The following is a 19,541-nucleotide window of genomic DNA, read 5'->3' as shown; positions in this document are numbered from 1 at the left end:
CAAAAGTTCGGTTATCAGATGATAGTTGAAAGAGAATTAATGGACATGGCATGACCTAAGCAGTAAATGTCTTTTTCACGGACAAGTTACAACTCTGGAAACGAGTGATGTTCGCAAATGATAGCTGGCGATCTACAATCTATGCTTTGCTACATTTTTAAGCCACTGCGTGTGCCTGATGCATACTTAGTCGAGCGATCTTGCGGATCGCTGCGTATATATCATCAGACTTGAATAGCTCGCCCGAGCTTGAAACTTTTCCTTCATATTCCGAGCGAGCGACGACAATTTGGTCTCCGTAAAGTTTGGGGGCGGCATTCGCGCGAGATAACACCATTACCTCGCCAATCAGCGTCTCGCCATCCCAGACGGAATATAGCCTGTCTTTTTGGTCTTCATACCAAACTATTCCGTCGACATCTCTCATCCTTCGACCAACCGGTTTACGAGCTTCTTGGTCATCGCTGCTTTCTTCATCGAATTTTCGCTCCGCAACCTCTATGTCCGATCGCTCCGGTTCATCATGATAGTCAGGCTTCTCAATTCTTATATCAGCTGCCCGCTCAGCGCTCTGTTTTGTCTTTGGAGGATTTTGGGGTTTTTCGGCGAGCGTTGCCATCCTTCGTTCACGAACGCCGTTCAGCCACCTCAGCAGCCGCTGCGTTTCTCGATCCGGGTCGGCATACCAGTCAACAGACCAAATGCGATAAATACGCCATCCCAGATTTTCCAATTGTGTCTGCCGGATACGGTCCCGGTCGCGCACCGTGTGGCCTGTGTGATAGGGTGCTCCATCGCACTCGACGCCCGCCAGGAAACCCAAGGGAAAATCCCTATGCCTGACACCGAGATCAATGCGAAAACCGTTCACTCCCACTTGTGGAACCACGTCATAGCCGTTAGCCCGTAATTTTTCGGCAACAAAGTCCTCGAATGGGCTTTCTGCGTCGCCGCCAACTGGATCGTCGGCTGCGCCACCACCATGAATATAAGTGAGATAAGCATGAAACGCCCGGATTCCACGGCTGGAATTGGCTGTCACTTTTACATCATTGGGCCGGAGAGACGTAAAAATCCGAATAGCCAACTTGGCACGAGTGACGAGCACATTCAGTCGCCTCCATCCAACTTCGCGGTTCATCAACCCGAAATTCTGCTTTACAATCCCATCCCTATCTTGACCATATACGGTCGAAACTAAAATGATGTCCCGCTCGTCCCCTTGAACATTTTCGAGGTTCTTAATGAAAAATTCGTCAACGGAATCGGCGTATCTATCCAGATATTTACGCACTTCAGGTTGTTCGAGTTGCAGCCGGTCGAAATCGTTCTGGATTAATTCTGTTTGCTTAGCATTCATCGCCGCTATCCCGATCGATCGTTCAGGATAAGCGATCATAAGTCGAAATGCCTCTTCGATTACTGCCTGTGCTTCTCTCTGGTTTATGGAACTTTCATAATAAGTATCAGGATGAATGTTTGGAACGTAAAAACATCGGACGCCCAGCAAATCATCGTCTGCACCTATAGGGCTGGGGAATACAACTAGGTCGCCATCGTAGAATTCACGATTTGAAAACTGAATCAGACTTTCATGCTGGAACCGGTAAGCCCATTTAAGTCGTCTCTTGCGCCGGAATCGAGAACTAGCGAGGTCGAGGATGGATTCCGTATCAACGGCTATACCGGTGCTATCATCATCCTGCTCGCCATCATCCCGACTTTGAAAATGGTCGCTGGGTGGCAATTGGTTTGCGTCGCCAACCACAACGAATTGCTTGCCTCGTAAAACTGAACTAATTGCATATTCTGGGCGCATTTGCGAAGCTTCGTCCATTACAATCAGATCAAATTGTAGGCTACCGGGACGGATATACTGTGCCGCACTGGCGGGAGACATCATCCAGACCGGTTTCAATGTCTGTAGGGCGTTCCCGGCTCTGTGCACCACGTCGCGGAGCGGGGTGCGCGGACGACGCAAACCCAGTTCATGATTGAGTAGCGCCTTTTCGGTATATTCACCGACTAGTCCATAGTCGATACCCCAAGGTGTGTCATCATTCAACCGATCTGCCAAAATAGCCTTGGCTTCCAAAGCATGCAATTCAAGATCAATCTCAACGAACCTATTACGCGCGGCAGCCAAGCTCAGCCCGCCCGCCCGCTGCAAATCAGCCCCATCGCCCGTGAGATATTGCCGAAGCAATCCATTGACGAAAGCAAGTTCATAGATATCTGCTAGATGATTGGGCTCGACTGCCCCGGATAGCGCACTTTCCGCCAGCAGGGTCAAGCCCGCCGCACTTAAGTCAGCGCGATACTTGAAGAGGTCAGCGGCCAGTTTTACCCCGGCTTTATCTGCTGCCATCTCAGTCAAGTCTTCTGCCAACTTATGCCAGGACTCTGATGTCGGTCGATCACTGTTCTCACACAATCCCTTAGCTTCCAATCCGGCTATCTCAAAAAGCAGCTTCTCTGCTTCCTGCCACTTGCCCGCTGATTCAACCAATGTTTCGCGCAGACCTAGTATTTCAGTCATAACTGATACAGGCCGCTCGCTCCGACTAAGCACCTGAACCAATCCCATAGTGTCTTGGCTCGCGCGCAATTTATCCGCCGACTGAAGTGCGCGGGACAGAGCTTCGAGCGGTTCATCGATAGTGCCGACCCAACCAAATTCAGCATGTTGACGGATAACATCGAATTCATCTACGCTGCTCAACAGGGCAGAAATTCGTTCGTCCAAAGATTCTCCGTCACGAACTAACTGACACTCTGATCGGATAGTAAGTGCTTGAATAGAATCGTCTAACTGATGAAGGTTGTCGCGGGCCGTTGCCAATTCCACCGAAATATCGCTGACACACGTTTCTACCGGCACATATTGCAAAGCGTGTTCCAAAGCAGGCGCCAGTTCGCTTGCCGCACGTCCAATCATGGCCTGATCGTCTACGCTTAAGGCCAAGTATTCGCCGATGGCAAAACTTGCTCCGATCGTGGCGAAGGATTGCCGTGCCGCATCAAGCGCTGTTCGTGCTTCCCGGAGATTTGAAAAATCCGACCCGGCGCCTTTCCATAGCACATCAGGGAAATATGTCTTTGAGGCACTATCAGCGTGAAAACTATCGGCTTGGCGTTGATAGCGGGCGGTGCGTCTAAGCGCATCTACCGCTACTTCTCGGTCGGCACTGTCGCGAAGAATACTAGCGGCACGCCGACGTGCTGCACGAAACTCTCTGCTAAAAATGCGTGCGAAAAACCCGGTCTCTTCTAAGATATCCGCGATCCTGAGAAGCTCTTGGGAAGGCTCTACATTAGTTGGATCGCGCAAGTCGGATTTGACAGCATCCCGTTCACTACATATGCTTTCTGCCCTGTCGGATTCTTCTCCCAGCACCAAACCAGCCACTGGATCAAGCAAGCGCTGGGAATAGAACGCGCGTATTTTTTCATCGACTTCGGATAGCCGCTTAACAGCTTCGGTAGCAACCAAGAGCGCGTTCCCCGTCAGGTCGCTTGGCAAACAAAGCCGGGTAATGACAGATGTGACATGAACCCCAACTCTATTCCAACTTTCGCAAGCTAGTTTCGACTGAACTGCTCTCTCCACAGCATTGCGGGCAGTCTCGGGCGTCGGAGTCACAGCTGCTAATGCGTTGGCGAGGGCGTTAACTGTCTGGGGATTAGCAGTATTGACATTGTTCATTTCCTCGCTGGCCCGGGAATATAACTGACGCCACCGACTTTGTTTTTGGAGTAAAGACCGCACAGTTTCCGGTTCACGCAAGGCAGCCTTCACCATATCTTCTGGTAGATCGTCGAACGGTTCGATCATGCTTAGCTGGTCGAGAAGAGGCTGAATGTCTTGCCACGGTCCAGGTAGATCAACTGCCGCAACCGCACTGAGTTCGTCAAGCCGCACGCCAAATGCAGCAGCAGATTCTGCCGCTCTAGAAGCGGCATTAATCTGAGAACTCTGATCGAAGACCGGCAAGGTCTGCGCCTTTAACCAAAGTGGCCGAGCATTGCGACCGTTATCCAGAGCTGCAATAGCCTTGGCATATGTTGTCAGCTGACTGCGAGTCTCAATAAGGCCTGTTTGATCAATCAAAGCAACATCATTTATAGTAACGAGCTGCCTGAAATTAGTCTCAGCATATTCACTGACATTTGCCCGCAGGATTAGTTCTCGCCAGACCAGATCGTATGTTTTTCGTCCCAGTGCGCCCAATGACGTATCAAGCAATGCCAGATAGTTGCGGAGAAGATCGCGCTGGCTGGTCAATTCCCGGCGTCTCAGTTCTAGTTTGTCAGACTGTTGCTCGGCGCGTGCATCCAGCCTCACCCGAAGCGAACGATAGAATTCATCTCGCTTGGCATTTTCGCCATGCAGTTCTAACACTAATTCACCTAAACCACTCGCCTTCAAACGATCCGCCACGACGCGAAGCGCCGCTTGCTTCTCTGCAACGAATAATACCTTTTTATTTTGACTGATTGCAGTGGCAATTATGTTGGTTATAGTTTCCGATTTACCGGTTCCTGGTGGCCCTTCTATCGCAAGATTAGCACCGTCGGCTGTTTCTATCAGTGCGCTATGCTGTGATGCATCTGCGGGCCGAATTAGCGTCGGTGCACGGTCCGACCATTCTGGAGAATCTATATCGTAAGGTTCGCTAGGTGAAGGATCGCCCCCCATTGGTGCGGCGCCCAACAATGCAGGAAGCAAACAGTGACCGGCAAACGCATTTTCGGGCCATGCATCAGGATCCAAGTCCTTCCACAAAACCATCCGCGGAAAAGGCAAAACGCAAAGTGTTGCAAAATGCCTTAGTTTTAATCGGTGGCCTTTTTCCAGAACTGATTCTAACCGAATGAAATAGGATTCTGGAGTTTCCTCTGTTCGTAATTCCGGCATCGCCAATTGCCAATGTTGACGCATTTTCTCGGCTAGGGCGACATTAATTTGGAGCCCCTCGTCGTGCGTAGACAAGGTATATTCATACCGGCCTCGCACAACCTTGCGCTCGATTTCCACGGCCAGCAATAAGGCAGGTGCATAGTTTGGCGTATCGCCGGTGTTGTCATCGAACCATTGGACAAATCCCATGGCCAAAAACAGTGTATGAAGACCGGTTTCACGTTGATGTGAACGATATCGCTCCCAAATTGTTTTAAGCCGTTTATCACATTCTTTCGGCGTCAACAAAACGCGAATGCGGTCATCCTTATGATGATCTGAAATTGGATCATCGCTCGATTTGAGATCATAGGATGGATCGAACCCATGTGCTCGAGCAATGGCTGCTACATCGATTGCTTTACCATAATCGAGTCGGGGCAGTCCTAGTTCTTCTCGCACGACAGCGCGCAGAGTTCGTTCCGCAGAGTCCCATCGCTGGGCATCTGCCTCGTCATCACCTAATGTTTCAGTCTCTGCGAGGAACGCTTCATTTGTCAGCTGCGCACGCTCATAGGCAACCTTAAATTCAGCTGTGTCTTCATCCGGCGGGATCGTCTCTTCATCTGGCAGGGCCTCGAAGCGCATACCTTTTTTCGAAATTGTTTCGAACAGCAGATCGGGTCTCTCATCGACGATCCTCACCATGCTGGCCGATCGACTGCCGTGTTTGAATGAAATGAGCGGATTACGGCGTGATAAATCAATCAACTTCGCGCGTAGTTCGGCAACTCCACCTTCGGTAAACCGGCGCATTGTGTCATCGATTTCGGACGACTTTTCTGTCATCGTATCACTTTCTTTCGGCGTTGCTACAGTTCTCTTGCCGCGATTCCTCGGCACTTTCTCTTTAATATCTTGACGATTACAATCGAGTAAATAGGTTTGGACGAGCTTTTCTAGCTGTCTGGTTTTTTTGGTCCTTCGATGAGCAAGCTCTGACAGAATTAGCTTGAGCTCAGCGGCATTGCTTTTGTTTTTCTGGGCCGCCTCTTCTAGCTGATCGGCTGAGTGTAGCATCAAGGGCCGCGTCATGACGCAACCTTGGCCAATATGTCATCAATGAACTCACTGCCGGGGCTGACGCCGCTAACCAGCAATTTGTCGCGTGCGCGGGTGCAAGCAACGTAAAGCAAATGTCGCTCGGTCTCAAAGGCAGTTTCCATTTCCGCAGGATCGCCGATCATTGCCAGCCGCGTTGGGTCCGGCAAAACGTCCTCATCGCAAGCCATGGCTGCGACGGCGCGAAATTCCAGCCCTTTTGCGTCGTGCATCGTTATGATCGCCACCCCGTTTTCGGATCTAGGATCGAGCCCTGCCGCTTTCGCAGCATTTCTAGCCCTCCCCAATTGACCGTCGCTCCTCACCAAGAGGCCAATTTGTGACTGCGCGATATCTGCCTCGATACAGCTTTCAAGCCAAGCGGCGACTTTCGCACATTCATCATTTTCATCTTTGGCCAGGACAACCGTTGGTTCGACGCCATCGAACACTGATACAGTGCCTCGCCGGCCTTCTTCTATTCCGTCCATGTCCGTGATTGAGGGTGGGAGCAGCCGATCGGCCATGGCTCTGATCTGATGTGAGGTCCGGTAATTGACCTTCAGCGAATGGCTTCGGCCACGAATGTCGATTCCTAGTTTGGCCCAGCTGAACGGCAATCGAAAAATACGCTGACCAATATCGCCAGCGAGGAACAGAGCGTCTTTTCTATTCTGGCCAGCTTGGGCAAGAAAACGCACTTGTGCAACCGTCAGATCTTGTGCCTCGTCCACCACGATATGGCTGTAGGGCAGCTGATCGAGACCCTTCTGCCCGATCCAATCTGTGAGCGCGCCATACATCATTGCCCAAGTAACGAGATTGCGATCTTCTAACCGCTGTCTGACAAAGTGGAATACGCTCCACGCGGCCTCCCTTTGCTGAGCGCCAAGGCGGGTTCGGCGGCCAGTTCGCGGAATGGCCGCATACTGGTCGGGGTCCGAAACGCCCCAAGCATCAACCAGTTCATCCCACTCCTCGAACAGGAATTCAATCGACAAAGCTTTGCCGAGACCCGCCTTGTCCGCTTCCTTGATAAACGCGCGAATTTGCGACGGCGATGCTCGATTTGGCTGTGAATGCACGCTCGTGTAAAGTTCAATGGCTGCCTGATCGAGTGGAAGCACTACAATGCGGCTCCGCAACTCGGGTTCGGCCTCAGTCAGAATATCCCGCTTACTCTCCAACGCTTCGGCAAGTTTCTTGGAGAATGTTGTGAGGAGCACATTTGCAGCATCATCATTGCGCACCAGATGCACTGCGCGATGGAGAGCGACGATCGTTTTTCCGGTGCCTGCGGACCCTGTCACCCGCGTTGGGCCATTGACTTTCTTTTCGACCAATTCGCGCTGCGCAGGGTGGAGGAACACGGCCCATTTTTCGAAGGGTGCATCCAGCGCTGCCTGAAGTTCCTCGATATTGTCGAGGATACGAAATCGCCGCTGTGCATCGGGATGAACGAAGGGATTAGATCCCGGCGTCGCTGGCACTGCGATATGGTCGTCTAATTTGCCGCCGGTTGCGAAATCATAAAGAGCTTCAGCTGCTTCGGCCGGCAGCTTATCGAACAACGTCTCCAGATCATCTTCTGGCATTTCGCGCACGGGCTGCAGCCAATCGCGCGGGACTCCGACATCGAGCATTTCATCGTCCGTTAGGACCCAAAACGGTTGAACCACAGGGCTTTCTGGTTTGTCGAGCGGGTAATCCTCCGGTCCATTTGTTACCGAAATTTCTTCAATCCGCTCCACCACCTCAACGATTTGCATAGCGCCAGTGCGCTCATGTGCCACCATTTTGCGCCGATTTGCCCATGCGTAGGCGTCGTCATGGTGATCCACATAGGCAAGTGTAGTCGCGTCGCCATCCTTGTGTAGGATGATCCGAATGTCACGGTTAGCGCGTAGTGACCAAAATCCTTCTGCACCATCAATCCTATGCATCTGCAATCCGTTGCCGGCCGGATCTTTACCATAGCGCAAAGCTGCCTGCATGGCCGCTCCAGCTTCTGCCTGGTTCAGTATGGCTAGCGCATCGTTAAAGGTGGAGGCGAGCAGAAGTGTCAAAGGCTATCGAGCCCATATGCATCGCCCGCATTGTCGTCATCGCAGCCGGAAAATTCATAATCCAGCATCACGTGGCTCATTTCGTAACCATCATTTGTCGCAATCATCAACATAATATGCTGCACGTCGTCAGTAAGATCGTGAGTGCCAAGCATCCATCTGCACGCATGATTGCGTCCGCCATTTTCTAATGCCATGCAGAAATCTTTCGGGTCTGACCATGTATCGTCGATCACATCCTCATCTACTTTTGGTGGACCATAAATTTGCGATAATTGACGTTTTACCTGATCGTAAATCCGAAGGGCATTGGATGCGTAGGAATCATCGGTAAAGGTCTCCGACTGCCCTAATATTCGAACTAAGCCGGCTTCGGGCTTCCAGATTCCCGAGTAGGTCTTAAAGGCGGGATGCGGCTTAGGAACTGAATGCAAGATAACGTGATAAGTTGCCATACCACTGGGCACGGTTGACCCTGCTTCTATGCCGAACGGATTTGCCATAAATTAAACCTCCAAAACTTTCATAACTTCATCACCCAGATGGTTCACCACCTTCACGGCCACGCGCCCATCTTTCGGTCGCGCAAACACGCGTGATCGGGTGCGATTGAGTGAATCCCATGCATCCTGGTCCACCTCGGCCTTCAGCGTTGTTTTCAAAGCCTTGTAAGGATCGTTTGCGCCCGGAAAATAGGCGTGGCGGACAAAGAAGCTCTCGTAATTATAATCTGTGTCGATAAACCATACGGCGATGTCGTCGGCGTCGCCGCTTTCGATCTGACCGCCTTTATACATATCGACACCCAGCACCTCGATGCTGATCTCTCCATCGCCTTCATCATGGACCACTATGTCGGGCTCCCCGAACACGGTGAACAGATTGCCCGCGCCGGTATTGGCGAGATCGGGCATGTGCAGATCAGGATTGATCCGCGCTTGCAACACGGTGAGAGGCCCCATTTTGGTCAGCTCGCTGGCATGGGCATCAAAGTTGAACGCTGCAGCAATCAGCAGGTCGAAGCCGGCATCCATCGCTTCACGCGCGGCTGCAGTCAGGGCGGTGCGGCTGACAGTGCCATATTCTGGGCCAACAAAGATCGCAGCGCGGCGGGTTGGGCCTGTGTCGCTATCCTCATCATCTTCCGCCTCGGTCAGGGATTTCTGGCGCACGATGCCCTCGGCCACGATCCACTCGCCCGGCCACAGCTTCATCGCTTCGAACGCCAGCTTGTCGTCCTTTGCCCGCTGCTGGACGCCTGAACGTTTAAGATTGTCGAGCACCATTTCTGCGAAGTCCACGCGTTCGCCGCTGCCAGTTTTTGTCGCCCTGCCCTCGGCCGCTTCTATCTCGTCGAACAGACTGTCGTCGACATCGACGGCAGGGACGCGGTGGGGACTAAGGCTTTCTACGGTGAACGGCCCCGCGACGCGCACGCGACTTTTGTCCTCATAGGGCTGGTCATAGAGATATTCAGTGTCCGCCTTGGCGGCAATGCTGGCATCGATTTCCTGCTGGCGTTCGATGCGCAGCTTCCACCATTCGGCGTGCAGCTTCTCACACTCCGGGTCGTTCCAGGGATCGACCGGATGGTCGGGCAGCGTATCGAGTTTGTAGTCACGGCCCAGTTCCTCGTTCAGCTTTGCGAGCCATTTGCTGCGCACCGCATCGGAGGCGCCCTCGTTGCGCGCCTTTTCCAGTGCCTTGGCGGCAGGTTCGGGCCACGGTGAGCCGGGTTCGCGCGGCATGGTCCATTCCTCGAAGGGAGGGAGGTCGGGGTCAGAACCATCCCGGCTACGCAAGGCGTTGATCTCGGCGCGCAGCGGTTCGAGCTTTTCCTGATACTCCTCCCAGATCGTGTCGATCTCGGCATTGTTGGCGATGCTCTTGAGCGTGATGTGCGGCACACGTTTGTAGACGAAGCCCTGGCGCAGGCGCCCTTGGGTGGGCGTGTCGCGCGGCGGGGTGCGGGTGATCTCGCCTTCCTTCACCTGCCCTTCGCGGCTGTCGGCGAGCAGATACCAGGGATAGCGCGCGCCCATGATCCGCGCCCGGGCAAGCGCAAGCGCGACCCGGCTGGTATCGATTGTGATCCACCGCCGCCCCCACTGCTCGGCGACATAGGCGGTGGTGCCCGAACCGCAGGTGGGATCGAGCACTAAATCACCAGGATCGGTGGTCATCAGGATACAGCGCTGGACGACCTTTTGGCCCGTTTGCACGACATATGACTTTTCTTCGGAGAAGCCTGTCATCTTCACATCGGTCCAATAGTTAGCAATTGGAACAACATCGAAATCACGCAAGAAACGCTTATACATTAAGCTATTTCCGATTGGTCTTAGGCGACCAGATTTCGCTAACTTTGTGAGGCCGACCAAATCGGTTTTGAAGGTTCCGCGGCCTGGCTTGAACTCACGTCCAGCGTATTCAAAATCTCGAACATCGGCTCCTTGTAGTGGCCTCTGGCTGGTAAGGTTGTCGCAAGCAAAAATATTTTCTCGGTCAATACTGATTGCGTTTGAGGCAATTTCCTCAGACGAGAGGCGACGATCTTCTCCACCCTGCAAATCAAACCAAGTATATTGGGTTGTTCCAGCTTCTCCCAATACTTTGCGTTGATATGGAGATCGAAATTTCAAAGAGGGCTTGGAGCGTGCAAACCAGATTAGGTAGTCACTAATTGCTGCCAACCCTGTGGTTGAGGTGCTGCTGGTTTTTTCGAAACCGATCTGACCTACAAAATTCTCTTCGCCAAACACCTCATCCATGAGAGCTCGCACACGGTGCACATTTTCGTCCCCGATCTGGACGAAGACGCTGCCGCTCTCTGTCAACAGGTCGCTCGCCACGGTCAGGCGGTCGCGCAGATAGGTGAGGTAGGAGTGGATGCCGTCGGCCCAAGTGTCGCGGAAGGCCTTCACCTGCTCGGGCTCGCGCGTCAGGTGGTCGGCCTTGCCGTCCTTCACGTCGCGACTGGTGGTGGACCACTGGAAGTTGGAGTTGAACTTGATGCCATAGGGCGGGTCGATATAGATACACTGCACCTGGCCCTTCAGCCTCTCGCGCTCCGCCAGCGATGCCATCACCTTCAGCCCGTCGCCCAGGATCATGCGGTTCGACCAGTGCTGGTCATGCGCGTAGAACTCGGTCCGCGCCTCCGGATCGACGCCGTTGAAATCGGCGAAGAGATCGGGCGCGTCGTCGGGTTCGTCGCGCTGGCTAGCGCGCTTCAGATCCTCGATCAGTGCCTTGGGATGGATCTTCTCCTGGATATAGAGCGGCGGCGCCTCGACCACGAGGTCCGACCAGTCCGCCACATCCTTCCCCCGCCACACCAACTGCGGATCGAGATCGCGATTGCGCCGCTCGTAAGCGACCTCGATCGGCCGCTTGGTTTCGGCATCGACAAAGGTTTCGAGTTCGGCCGTGGGTGCATTCTTTCGGGTCGCCTCGTCATGGGTGAGCGTTTCGACGCGGAGGGGTTTCTTATTCTTGGACATTAATTGTCTTTCAACTTACCGCGAAACGCGTAGCAATCTAAGTCAAAAGCGCGGTTCATTTCGGCAAACGTATAAATATGTGGCTTGGGGTTTTTACCTAAAGCATCTGGGACAACTGCCAGTTTCCACAATGGCCTCCATTTGCCATCTCTGGCTTGGCGAGCACGTGTATCGTTGTGAGAGTGCTTTTCTGCATAGGAGCGTTCTTTCTCAGTGATGAAGAAGCACGGATCAGGTAGCGATGTTCCTTTTACCTCTACGTGCATCACTTCACCGGTCTTTTTCGAAAACAAGAGGTCGTAACCGCACTTGTCAGCCTCTTTGCTCTCACAAGTCCATTTCGCATAATGCTGTTTGACAATCTCAACCGCCCTATCTTCGATCAGTTTTCGCCGCGTAGCATCAACACAGAATGTAACATTCGCTTCTGTGTCACCCTGCTCCACTGCCGTAAATTCAGCTAGAATTTCGTTCCTGTATCGCAGAAGTTGCTGCGCCATATCCTTGCGCCAAGCGTCATCGTCGTTCCCGCCGCGAAGATATGCATAAGACCGTTTCAAATTATCGCCGCGCACTTTTCTCTTTCGCATAAGTAGTGGAACATGCCGGGCATTGTGCGAAGATACCGTATATCCAAACCGACCTCCGTCGGAATCTAGTTCAAGCTTGTCGGCATCTGGGCGAGTTTCATAGCCTCTTTCAAAATTTGCATCTTCATACCAGCCCACGAGATAGAGGCCGGCCTTGCCGGGTTTCTTAGAAACAAAAAAGACCAGCCATCCAGCGGGATCTTCAGGCATTGGCGGACTGCTGCTCCCGCCTAACGGTGGAGCGTAACCATAAAAGATGCCTTCAGAGTCCGGCAGGAAGTTGAATTTCTCATGACCAACGCGTCCATCCAAATAACCAAAATCGCCTTTGACTTCAGCCCCTTGAAAATCGTCAGACCATCCAGTGTTGATAATTGCAATTTTGTTGAATTTGGTCATCGTAAATCCCCCTCACCTACGGTTTTAATCCACTCTTTTATAACGGCTTCGAATTCCGTCTGCATCGTCCATTTCTCGGTAAACTCGGCAAAGCCCCAGCGTCCCATCGTGCCGAGATTGTTCACGCCCGGAACCCAATAGCTTGCCATCGTATCGGCCTTGTCCTTGGCGTCTTCATTTCGAAAACCCTTGATTTCCACGACGAGGTTCAGCGGGTCCTCGGCGCCTTTCCCGTCATCGATCTGCAGTATAAAATCAGGGCGATAGCGCCGGGCTTCCCCGCCGGTGCGGTAAGGCACTTCGAAACCAAGATTGTGGTTCTTCACCCAGGCGAGAACGCGCGGATGTTGGTCGGCGACGCGGCAGAACTCCAGTTCCCAATCGCTATCCGCGATTGCATAGTTGATATGACATTTTTTACCGGTCTCGTATCTGTCCTGGCTGGTGTTAAACCCGACATGGGATGTGGAGCCTTCGCGATTATAGGGATCGAGCAAGGCAATCACTCGATTTTCCCCTTGCGTCCCACGAGTGATCGCGCGCTTAATTCGCTCCGCGACCCGGTCAGCAATATCGTAATAGAGCAATTGCGCCGGCTGTGTGCTGCCCTTGCATACCAGATGTTCCGCCATCCAGCGGCGAACAATCTTGCGCATTTCGAGAATAAGCGCGGGATTGGGCACCTCACCATCCTGGGTAAACTGCCGTCGCACGATACGGTCAGCAAGGCGCAGCTGAATTGTGGCGGGGCGCATATCGGCGAGATAGTCCAGCGTCATGTCCGCTGTTTCACCGATGATACCAGAACTGATCGTCTCGGTCGCACCGACCAGGTCAGGGTTCAGCTCCAGGGTAGAATCTTCGGTGAATTCGGCCTGCAGCGTGTCCCGCGGCAATTCGGTGCGATAGCCCTCTACGCGTGGAAAACGAATTTCGACGTCGTCACGTTCCGGACTAATTGCTTCCACCCTGATCATCGGCGGAGGCGGTTTTATATCGGCTTGAACGGCCTGCGCCGTGAAATCAAACGGGATGCCGAAGATGTCAGCATATTCAACGCCGAACCGGTCATCTGCGTTCAGTTCGTAAGAGACGCGGCGTAGTGCGCGACCAATAACCTGCTCACATAATAGCTGCGTGCCGAATGCCCGCACGCCAAGCACATGGGTAACAGTATTCGCATCCCAGCCTTCTGTGAGCATGGACACCGAAACCACGCAGCGGATTGCCCCACCCAGTTGACCGGGTCTGCCGACAGTGTTCATCACTTCCCGCAATATGTCGGCATCGTCGATCTTTTCAGCCGACGCGCGGTCGCCGGTGCGCTGGACCATCTCGTCCTTGAACCGATCGATCTCACCAGCCGCTGCGGCTTTAAATTCCGCGCTGACCGCCTCACCGCTTTCCAGCTGCATGCTGTCAATCAAAAGGGTCCGCATCTTGGGCAGGGCCACACCATCGGGGTCGAAATTCTGAAAGAGCTTGCATTTGCCAGCGACCAGCTGGCTGCCGCCATCTTTCGTCGATACTGGGTAACCGGCGATATAATCGTGCACCAGCTTTGACGTAGCTGTATTGTTGCAAACAACGATGAATACTGGTTCGACGCCCAGATTGGACTCCTTCCAAGCATCAAAGGTTTTAACGTAATGGCCGTAGAGCGCGTCGATCGCGGAAAGCAATTCGTTCGGTAATTTTTGTGGATCGTCAAAGCCCGATTTGCAGCGGCCCTTCTTTGGCAATTTCTTGCCGATATGTTCCCACAGATTTCGGAACATCGGCATCTCGCCCTGTTCCACATTGTCGATAATGGGAACGCGCGGCAATTTTACGATACCGCACTCAATCGCATCCATCAGGCTGAAATCGCTCATCACCCAGCCAAACAGCGATCCTTCTCGATAGCCTGAACCCTTGAGGAAGAAAGGCGTGGCGGACAGATCATATACCATATTGAGGCCGAGCGTGCGCTTGACAGTTTCCAACCCTGAAATCCAAAGGCGCGCGGCTTCGTTGTTTTCCTTGGCCTCGGCCTTGTCATCACCTTTCAGAGTCTTTTCTTCCTCCGGTGATAGCGGGCGTTCACGATAACAGTGGTGCGCCTCATCGTTCAGAACGACGACATTTTTCATTCCGAGCAACGGCCCTGCGACGCGGCGTAGCATTGCGCCATCGCTCTCCTGTTTAGGGGTGGTATTGAGCGCTGCCTGTTGGACCTTGTTGAGTGACACCTCATCTTTTTTCTTGAAGGCATGAAAGTTGGTAATGACAATTTTCGCCTGCCCCAGATCGCGCAGCATATCCTCCGGGACAATCTCGCGGCTCTTATAATAGCTGTTCGGATCATTGGGTTGCAGCACCTGCAACCGATCTCGGATGGTAATGCCGGGCGCGATAACCAAAAAGCCCTTAGAGTATTTCTTGGATCCTGGATGCCGCACAGCATTTAGCGTATGCCAAGCGATGAGCATCGCCATCACCGTCGTTTTGCCTGCCCCGGTCGCTAGCTTGAGCGCAAGCCGGATCAAGTCAGGGTTCGAGGCTTCATTGGCTGCAAACAGATGGTCCCAAAACCTCTGGCCAGTCGCGAGCTTTACCTTACCGCCCTTGCGGCTTGGACGACCAACAACTTCCGTAAGCCAAATAACCGTTTCGACGGCCTCAACCTGGCAGAAAAACGGTGTCTGATTGGTGAATTTATGCGTGCGCCAGTGGCGAAGCAAACGAGCCGTGGTGGGCGTAACCTGCCACTGGCTCTCCGGCAAAGCACGCCAACTTTGCACTGCAGACCGGATACCGTTGATGGTTTCGGTAGGATCGTAGATCTCGCCCTTGGCATCGGCATAGAGATCCTGTTGAGAAGCAACATTCCCGCGCGTCGTTTTTGCCTTGGGTATGGGTGTAGTCAGATCGCTCTTGCGCCGTCCCGGTTCGATCTGACCAGTAGGCTGGCCAGAATCGCTCAGCTGCCAGTGCTGGCCTGGCTCCTCATACGGCGAATTGAGAATCGGAGATTCGAAAAATGCCTGGCTGTTCATCTAATCATCCGCTTTCTCAAAAACCTGAAAGAAGGCCAAAAAATAGCGACACTCTAATTTCGTGAGCCATTCCAATCCCCTCTCTTGTGGAGCCGTTATTGAGTCAATTAATTCTATTCATGAAAATGAAAAGTCAAGAAACCACTTGATTTGCAAGTGGTTGTAACTCGAATATTGACGATTGCAACAAGCCGCTAAGACGGGCTTGAATAGCGGAGCGATGTCGGTAGGTGTTGGCGGTCCCCGATTCCTAGTTCCGACGGAATGCTGTCAGGATTAGATAGCCGCGTTTTTATCTTTTCGATTGTTCCACTACGGATATGTTCATCAAGATCGCCATAATAGCGGTCCAGCTTCCAGACCTTGCTCATCTGGGAAGAAATCGTGCCTTCGGATTTCCCGGTTTCCTTTAGCCACGCCTTGAATTGTTCTTCTCTCACTTGCTTCCCTCCTCTTCCACCCAGGCGAGCGTATTTACCAACCTTAGATGATCGACAGTTTTTGCGTCTAGTTCCAACAGCTTGGGATTGGCCAAGATTAACGCCAGCGTGCGAGCACGGCTAATCGCGACATTAATCCGATTCTTGGAATAAAAGAACTCGATATGGCGCGGCAAATCTTCGGGCGTCGAGGTTGTGAGACTGACAATTACTACTTCTGCTTCCTGCCCTTGGAAACGGTCCACCGTGCCCACTCGTGCGGCAGCGGGGAGTGAAGCTGCGAGTGCGTTTACCTGCATATTATATGGCGCAACGATTAGAATATTGTCCCAACCTATTTTTCCGCTGCTGCCTTCTCGTCTCGTAAATTTGGTGCCGAGCAAGCCGGTTGCTAGCTCCTTCACGCGCTCTACTTCGATATCGCAGCGCTGGCCGCAACCGATATGATCCATCGGCACAAATCGCAGACCTTGTTCAGCTATCGCCGGGTCATGTCCCTGGTCCAGATGCAGGCGCTGCCGCCCGCAGTCAGGGTGCGCTTTCAGCCGTCCGTCGTAGACGGCTTCCGAGATGAAGCTACATATTTTAGGGTGCATTCTCCAACTTGTGTCTAGGAGGATACCCTTGTCCGGTGCAACGGTCGCGTCTCCCTGTAATAGATAATCCAAAGCTGAAAGTCCGCTTTCGCCGGGATGCGAGCCTTGTATCGGTTGCGCCAGCTGCATCTGATCGCCCACGAGAACAATGTTTTTCGCCGCCGAACCCATAGCCAAAAGATGACCGAGTGAGACCTGTCCCGCTTCATCGACAAAGAGATAATCGAACTCCTGGTCGAAACCCTTGTCGGCGAATAGCCAAGCGGTGCCGCCCACTAGATCAGGAAAATAGTCGTGAACGTCACTAGCGCTTTCCACATCGGTAATGACACGCCCATTTAAACGCTGATCCTCATTACCGCGCGTGCATTTCTTGACGCCGGAAAAGGAAAGCCCGGTTTCCTCGGCGACATCCTCAACCTTAGCAAGTAGATTGTTGATTGCCTTATGGCTGTTGCTCGACACGCCCACGCGCTTGCCAGCAACAATCAGCGAGCAAATCACGTGAGCGCTCGTAAATGTTTTGCCGGTGCCGGGAGGCCCCTGAATAAATAGCGTTGTGTTGTCCATCGCAAGGCAGCGCAGAGTTGCGGCCTCGATCAAGCTTTCACCTTCTTGCACCAGACCGCCGCCCTGCCAGTCTTGCAGTCGAGGCTTCTTCCGTTCAATGATATCAAGTAGCGCACGGTAAGGCTGCGCGTCGGGCAGTCCGCTAACATCAGTTGTAAGACCATCAGGGTCGACGCAGCCGTTCAGCCACTGGTCTTCGTCTATGCCGGCCCAGGCCATTGCGACCCGGCGCACCGCAGCTACCAGTATCGCGTTTGGCACTGTAGGTTCCGGGATCAAAGAGCCGTCCAGCGGCCAAAAGCCTTTTGCGCTGTTACCGCGCTTGATTTCGACCGTCCCCGCTTCGCAATCCAGAGCGATAATTGTGCCGACTCTCTGAAGCGTGGGCGCATGGAGCACGGCTGCTCCTTCACGCAGCTTACTGTCTTGAGGAGGGAAACGGTAACTAGCGACAGTGCTCCGCTTCTCTACTCGCTGCCAGTTGCCCTCAGAGTCAATATCCGGCGTGATCGCTCCAATACATTCGCCATCTTCCACTAATTCATGGGGTTCATGCTCGCAGCGGTCAAACATCGACCAGAAAGCAGGCTTATCGGCGCGGCGGTGGAACTGGGTAAGATGACCCACAAGCGCCCTGCCCTCCTCGCTCTCAGGAATTTTTCCAGCATGAATAGCTTCGATCAATCGCTGTGATCGCAACTCTGCCTCCACGCGCGCCTCTGTCTTGTCATCCGTCACGGGAACGGCAGGGCCAGAAGCTCTCCATGGAAGGTCCGGTGTCCGAAGCTCTATGAGCCAATCCCTCAGCGCTTCGGTATTTTCGCAATCGACCTTATTATACTCCAAAATACCCTGTAAAATGGCGTCTTCGCCGGTCACCTTCCAGCTTTTATATTCGATGATTGATTGATCCGCTTTGGTGACATCACCATCGCGCGCTTCGGCAAAAAATATTTCCATCGTTTTGAGTGACAAGTTGGGTTCTGATGTGCGAATTGCCTGCCGCAATACTGCATAGAGGTCGACGAAACGACGCTGACGAAGCAAATTATCCAAAACTTCCTCGCGGCTGGCATGCAAAGTGGAAAGCCGCCGAAGGGATGTAATCTCGTAGGGAGCATAATGGTAGATATGAGCGCCAGGGTTGGCATCCAGATGCTGGGCAATCCAGTCCACTGTATCTTCAAACGCTAGGCGTTCTGCCGCATGATCATGGCCCCAGCGGAACCGGAATTCGGGCTTGCCGCCATCCCTGTAATGGACACCCCATAGATAATCGAGACCGCCTTCTTCCAGTGGATCACCTTCTAGGTCGAAGAATAAATCTGCGGCATGTGGCTGGGGCAAATTGGCAAAGCCGCGGCCATCTTCCAGTTCGAGCGTTTCGACTACGGGTTCGCCGCCCTGCCATCGGGCAATCTGTAAACGGGCCTGCGCTTGCAATTTTGCAAAAGTTGCAGGTGCCATGCGCGCAATTCGCGTATCATCAGGCGAACTGGCAAGAGCAGTTGCGCTTAAAATCCCGGCATCGCGGAGCTTTTGCGCTTGTGGTTTGCCTAGTCCGGCTATGCGGGAGAGGTGATCTTCTTCCTCCCATATTGAAGCACAGTGATCCCGCCATGGGCATAATGAGCATGCAGCGCAGGGTTCTGGCGAGCTTTTCTCCGCTCCTGTTTCTACAAAGGATAGGTAGCGGCCGATAGCGTTTCCAAGAACATGATCAAAGTCGACCATTCGAAAGCTTTCGCGTCTTCCATCCCCGAGCTCGACATGGACGCGTTCTGGATTGCATCCCTGCAAAGCGGCGATCATCCGGGCATAAAGACCGAGCTGAACGATGTGAGATGCTTTTGCTGACTTGGCGAGCTTGGTATCAACTGGTTCGTAAGACCACTGCCCTAAATCAGACGGCTTCTCGACACGGATCAAAAAGTCAGCGAAGCCGCTCCATTGATTTTGGAGGAACGCCGCCTGAAAGATTGTGCGGGCGCCAGTTTCCATTGCCTCGCGAGTTAAACGGGCGCGGGTTTCAAGCGAACCATCGCCGGGGATTTCGACCAGAGTTCCATCTTTTGCCAATTTCTGTCGGTAATTATCTTCATGATCCAGTCCAGCCTCTTGGACTAGCTTTGCCATGGCATCGTCTTCTGCGCGGTTAGGTGCTTTTTCCGGATCGGTCATGCGCAGCAAATCTAGAGTGGTGGCATAGGCACACCCCAGATATCGAACCAAATCAGACGGCGAGTGCACGATCTTGTCTTTATGTCGGCGCAAATTTAGATTCCCCCCATCCGAAAAGTGTAGCAACTGAGTAGCTGCGTAAGCGTCGGAAACACCA

Annotated in this window: 8 protein-coding genes; all 8 read right to left on the bottom strand. The window is 53.1% G+C overall.

Translation table 11 applies throughout. From position 1 onward, the window contains the following. Window positions 1-157: 157 nt before the first annotated feature. A complete protein-coding gene (locus tag BOSE62_RS04875) occupies window positions 158-5,995 on the bottom strand; it encodes a DUF4011 domain-containing protein (protein WP_159642579.1) in 5,838 nt (1,945 codons plus the stop codon). Further along, window positions 5,992-8,067 carry a 3'-5' exonuclease gene (locus BOSE62_RS04870; protein WP_159642577.1) on the bottom strand — a complete coding sequence of 692 codons (2,076 nt, stop codon included), beginning with the start codon at window positions 8,065-8,067 and terminating at the stop codon, window positions 5,992-5,994. The genes BOSE62_RS04875 and BOSE62_RS04870 overlap by 4 nt, the downstream gene beginning before the upstream one ends. Next, window positions 8,064-8,570 carry a hypothetical protein gene (locus BOSE62_RS04865; protein WP_159642575.1) on the bottom strand — a complete coding sequence of 169 codons (507 nt, stop codon included), beginning with the start codon at window positions 8,568-8,570 and terminating at the stop codon, window positions 8,064-8,066. The genes BOSE62_RS04870 and BOSE62_RS04865 overlap by 4 nt, the downstream gene beginning before the upstream one ends. A 3-nt stretch (window positions 8,571-8,573) precedes the next feature. Further along, a complete protein-coding gene (locus tag BOSE62_RS04860) occupies window positions 8,574-11,570 on the bottom strand; it encodes a site-specific DNA-methyltransferase (RefSeq protein WP_159642573.1) in 2,997 nt (998 codons plus the stop codon). Continuing rightward, window positions 11,570-12,559 (bottom strand): DUF3883 domain-containing protein, encoded by a 990-nt coding sequence (locus tag BOSE62_RS04855; RefSeq protein WP_159642571.1) that lies wholly within the window; start codon window positions 12,557-12,559, stop codon window positions 11,570-11,572. Before BOSE62_RS04855 ends, BOSE62_RS04860 begins: the two co-directional genes overlap by 1 nt. Continuing rightward, window positions 12,556-15,597, bottom strand: coding sequence for a BPTD_3080 family restriction endonuclease (locus BOSE62_RS04850; RefSeq protein ID WP_159642569.1), 3,042 nt, complete (start codon window positions 15,595-15,597; stop codon window positions 12,556-12,558). The genes BOSE62_RS04855 and BOSE62_RS04850 overlap by 4 nt, the downstream gene beginning before the upstream one ends. Before the next feature lie 194 nt (window positions 15,598-15,791). Beyond that, window positions 15,792-16,037: a hypothetical protein gene (locus tag BOSE62_RS04845; RefSeq protein WP_159642567.1), complete on the bottom strand. Its 246-nt coding sequence runs from the start codon at window positions 16,035-16,037 to the stop codon at window positions 15,792-15,794. Then, on the bottom strand, window positions 16,034-19,477 hold the full coding sequence (locus BOSE62_RS04840; RefSeq protein WP_159642565.1) for a TM0106 family RecB-like putative nuclease: 3,444 nt from the start codon (window positions 19,475-19,477) through the stop codon (window positions 16,034-16,036). The genes BOSE62_RS04845 and BOSE62_RS04840 overlap by 4 nt, the downstream gene beginning before the upstream one ends. Window positions 19,478-19,541 lie beyond the last annotated feature (64 nt).

It is taken from the genome of Sphingorhabdus sp. 109 (assembly GCF_902506555.1).
GTDB lineage: Bacteria > Pseudomonadota > Alphaproteobacteria > Sphingomonadales > Sphingomonadaceae > Parasphingorhabdus.
This window is presented reverse-complemented; position numbering and strand designations above follow the sequence as displayed.

What these genes read in the sequence shown, in the direction of transcription:
- BOSE62_RS04860 (WP_159642573.1), bottom strand. Translation starts at nt 11,570, where the DNA reads ATGTCCAAGAATAAGAAACCCCTCCGCGTCGAAACGCTCACCCATGAC.
- BOSE62_RS04850 (WP_159642569.1), bottom strand. Translation starts at nt 15,597, where the DNA reads ATGAACAGCCAGGCATTTTTCGAATCTCCGATTCTCAATTCGCCGTAT.
- BOSE62_RS04875 (WP_159642579.1), bottom strand. Translation starts at nt 5,995, where the DNA reads ATGACGCGGCCCTTGATGCTACACTCAGCCGATCAGCTAGAAGAGGCG.
- BOSE62_RS04865 (WP_159642575.1), bottom strand. Translation starts at nt 8,570, where the DNA reads ATGGCAAATCCGTTCGGCATAGAAGCAGGGTCAACCGTGCCCAGTGGT.
- BOSE62_RS04855 (WP_159642571.1), bottom strand. Translation starts at nt 12,559, where the DNA reads ATGACCAAATTCAACAAAATTGCAATTATCAACACTGGATGGTCTGAC.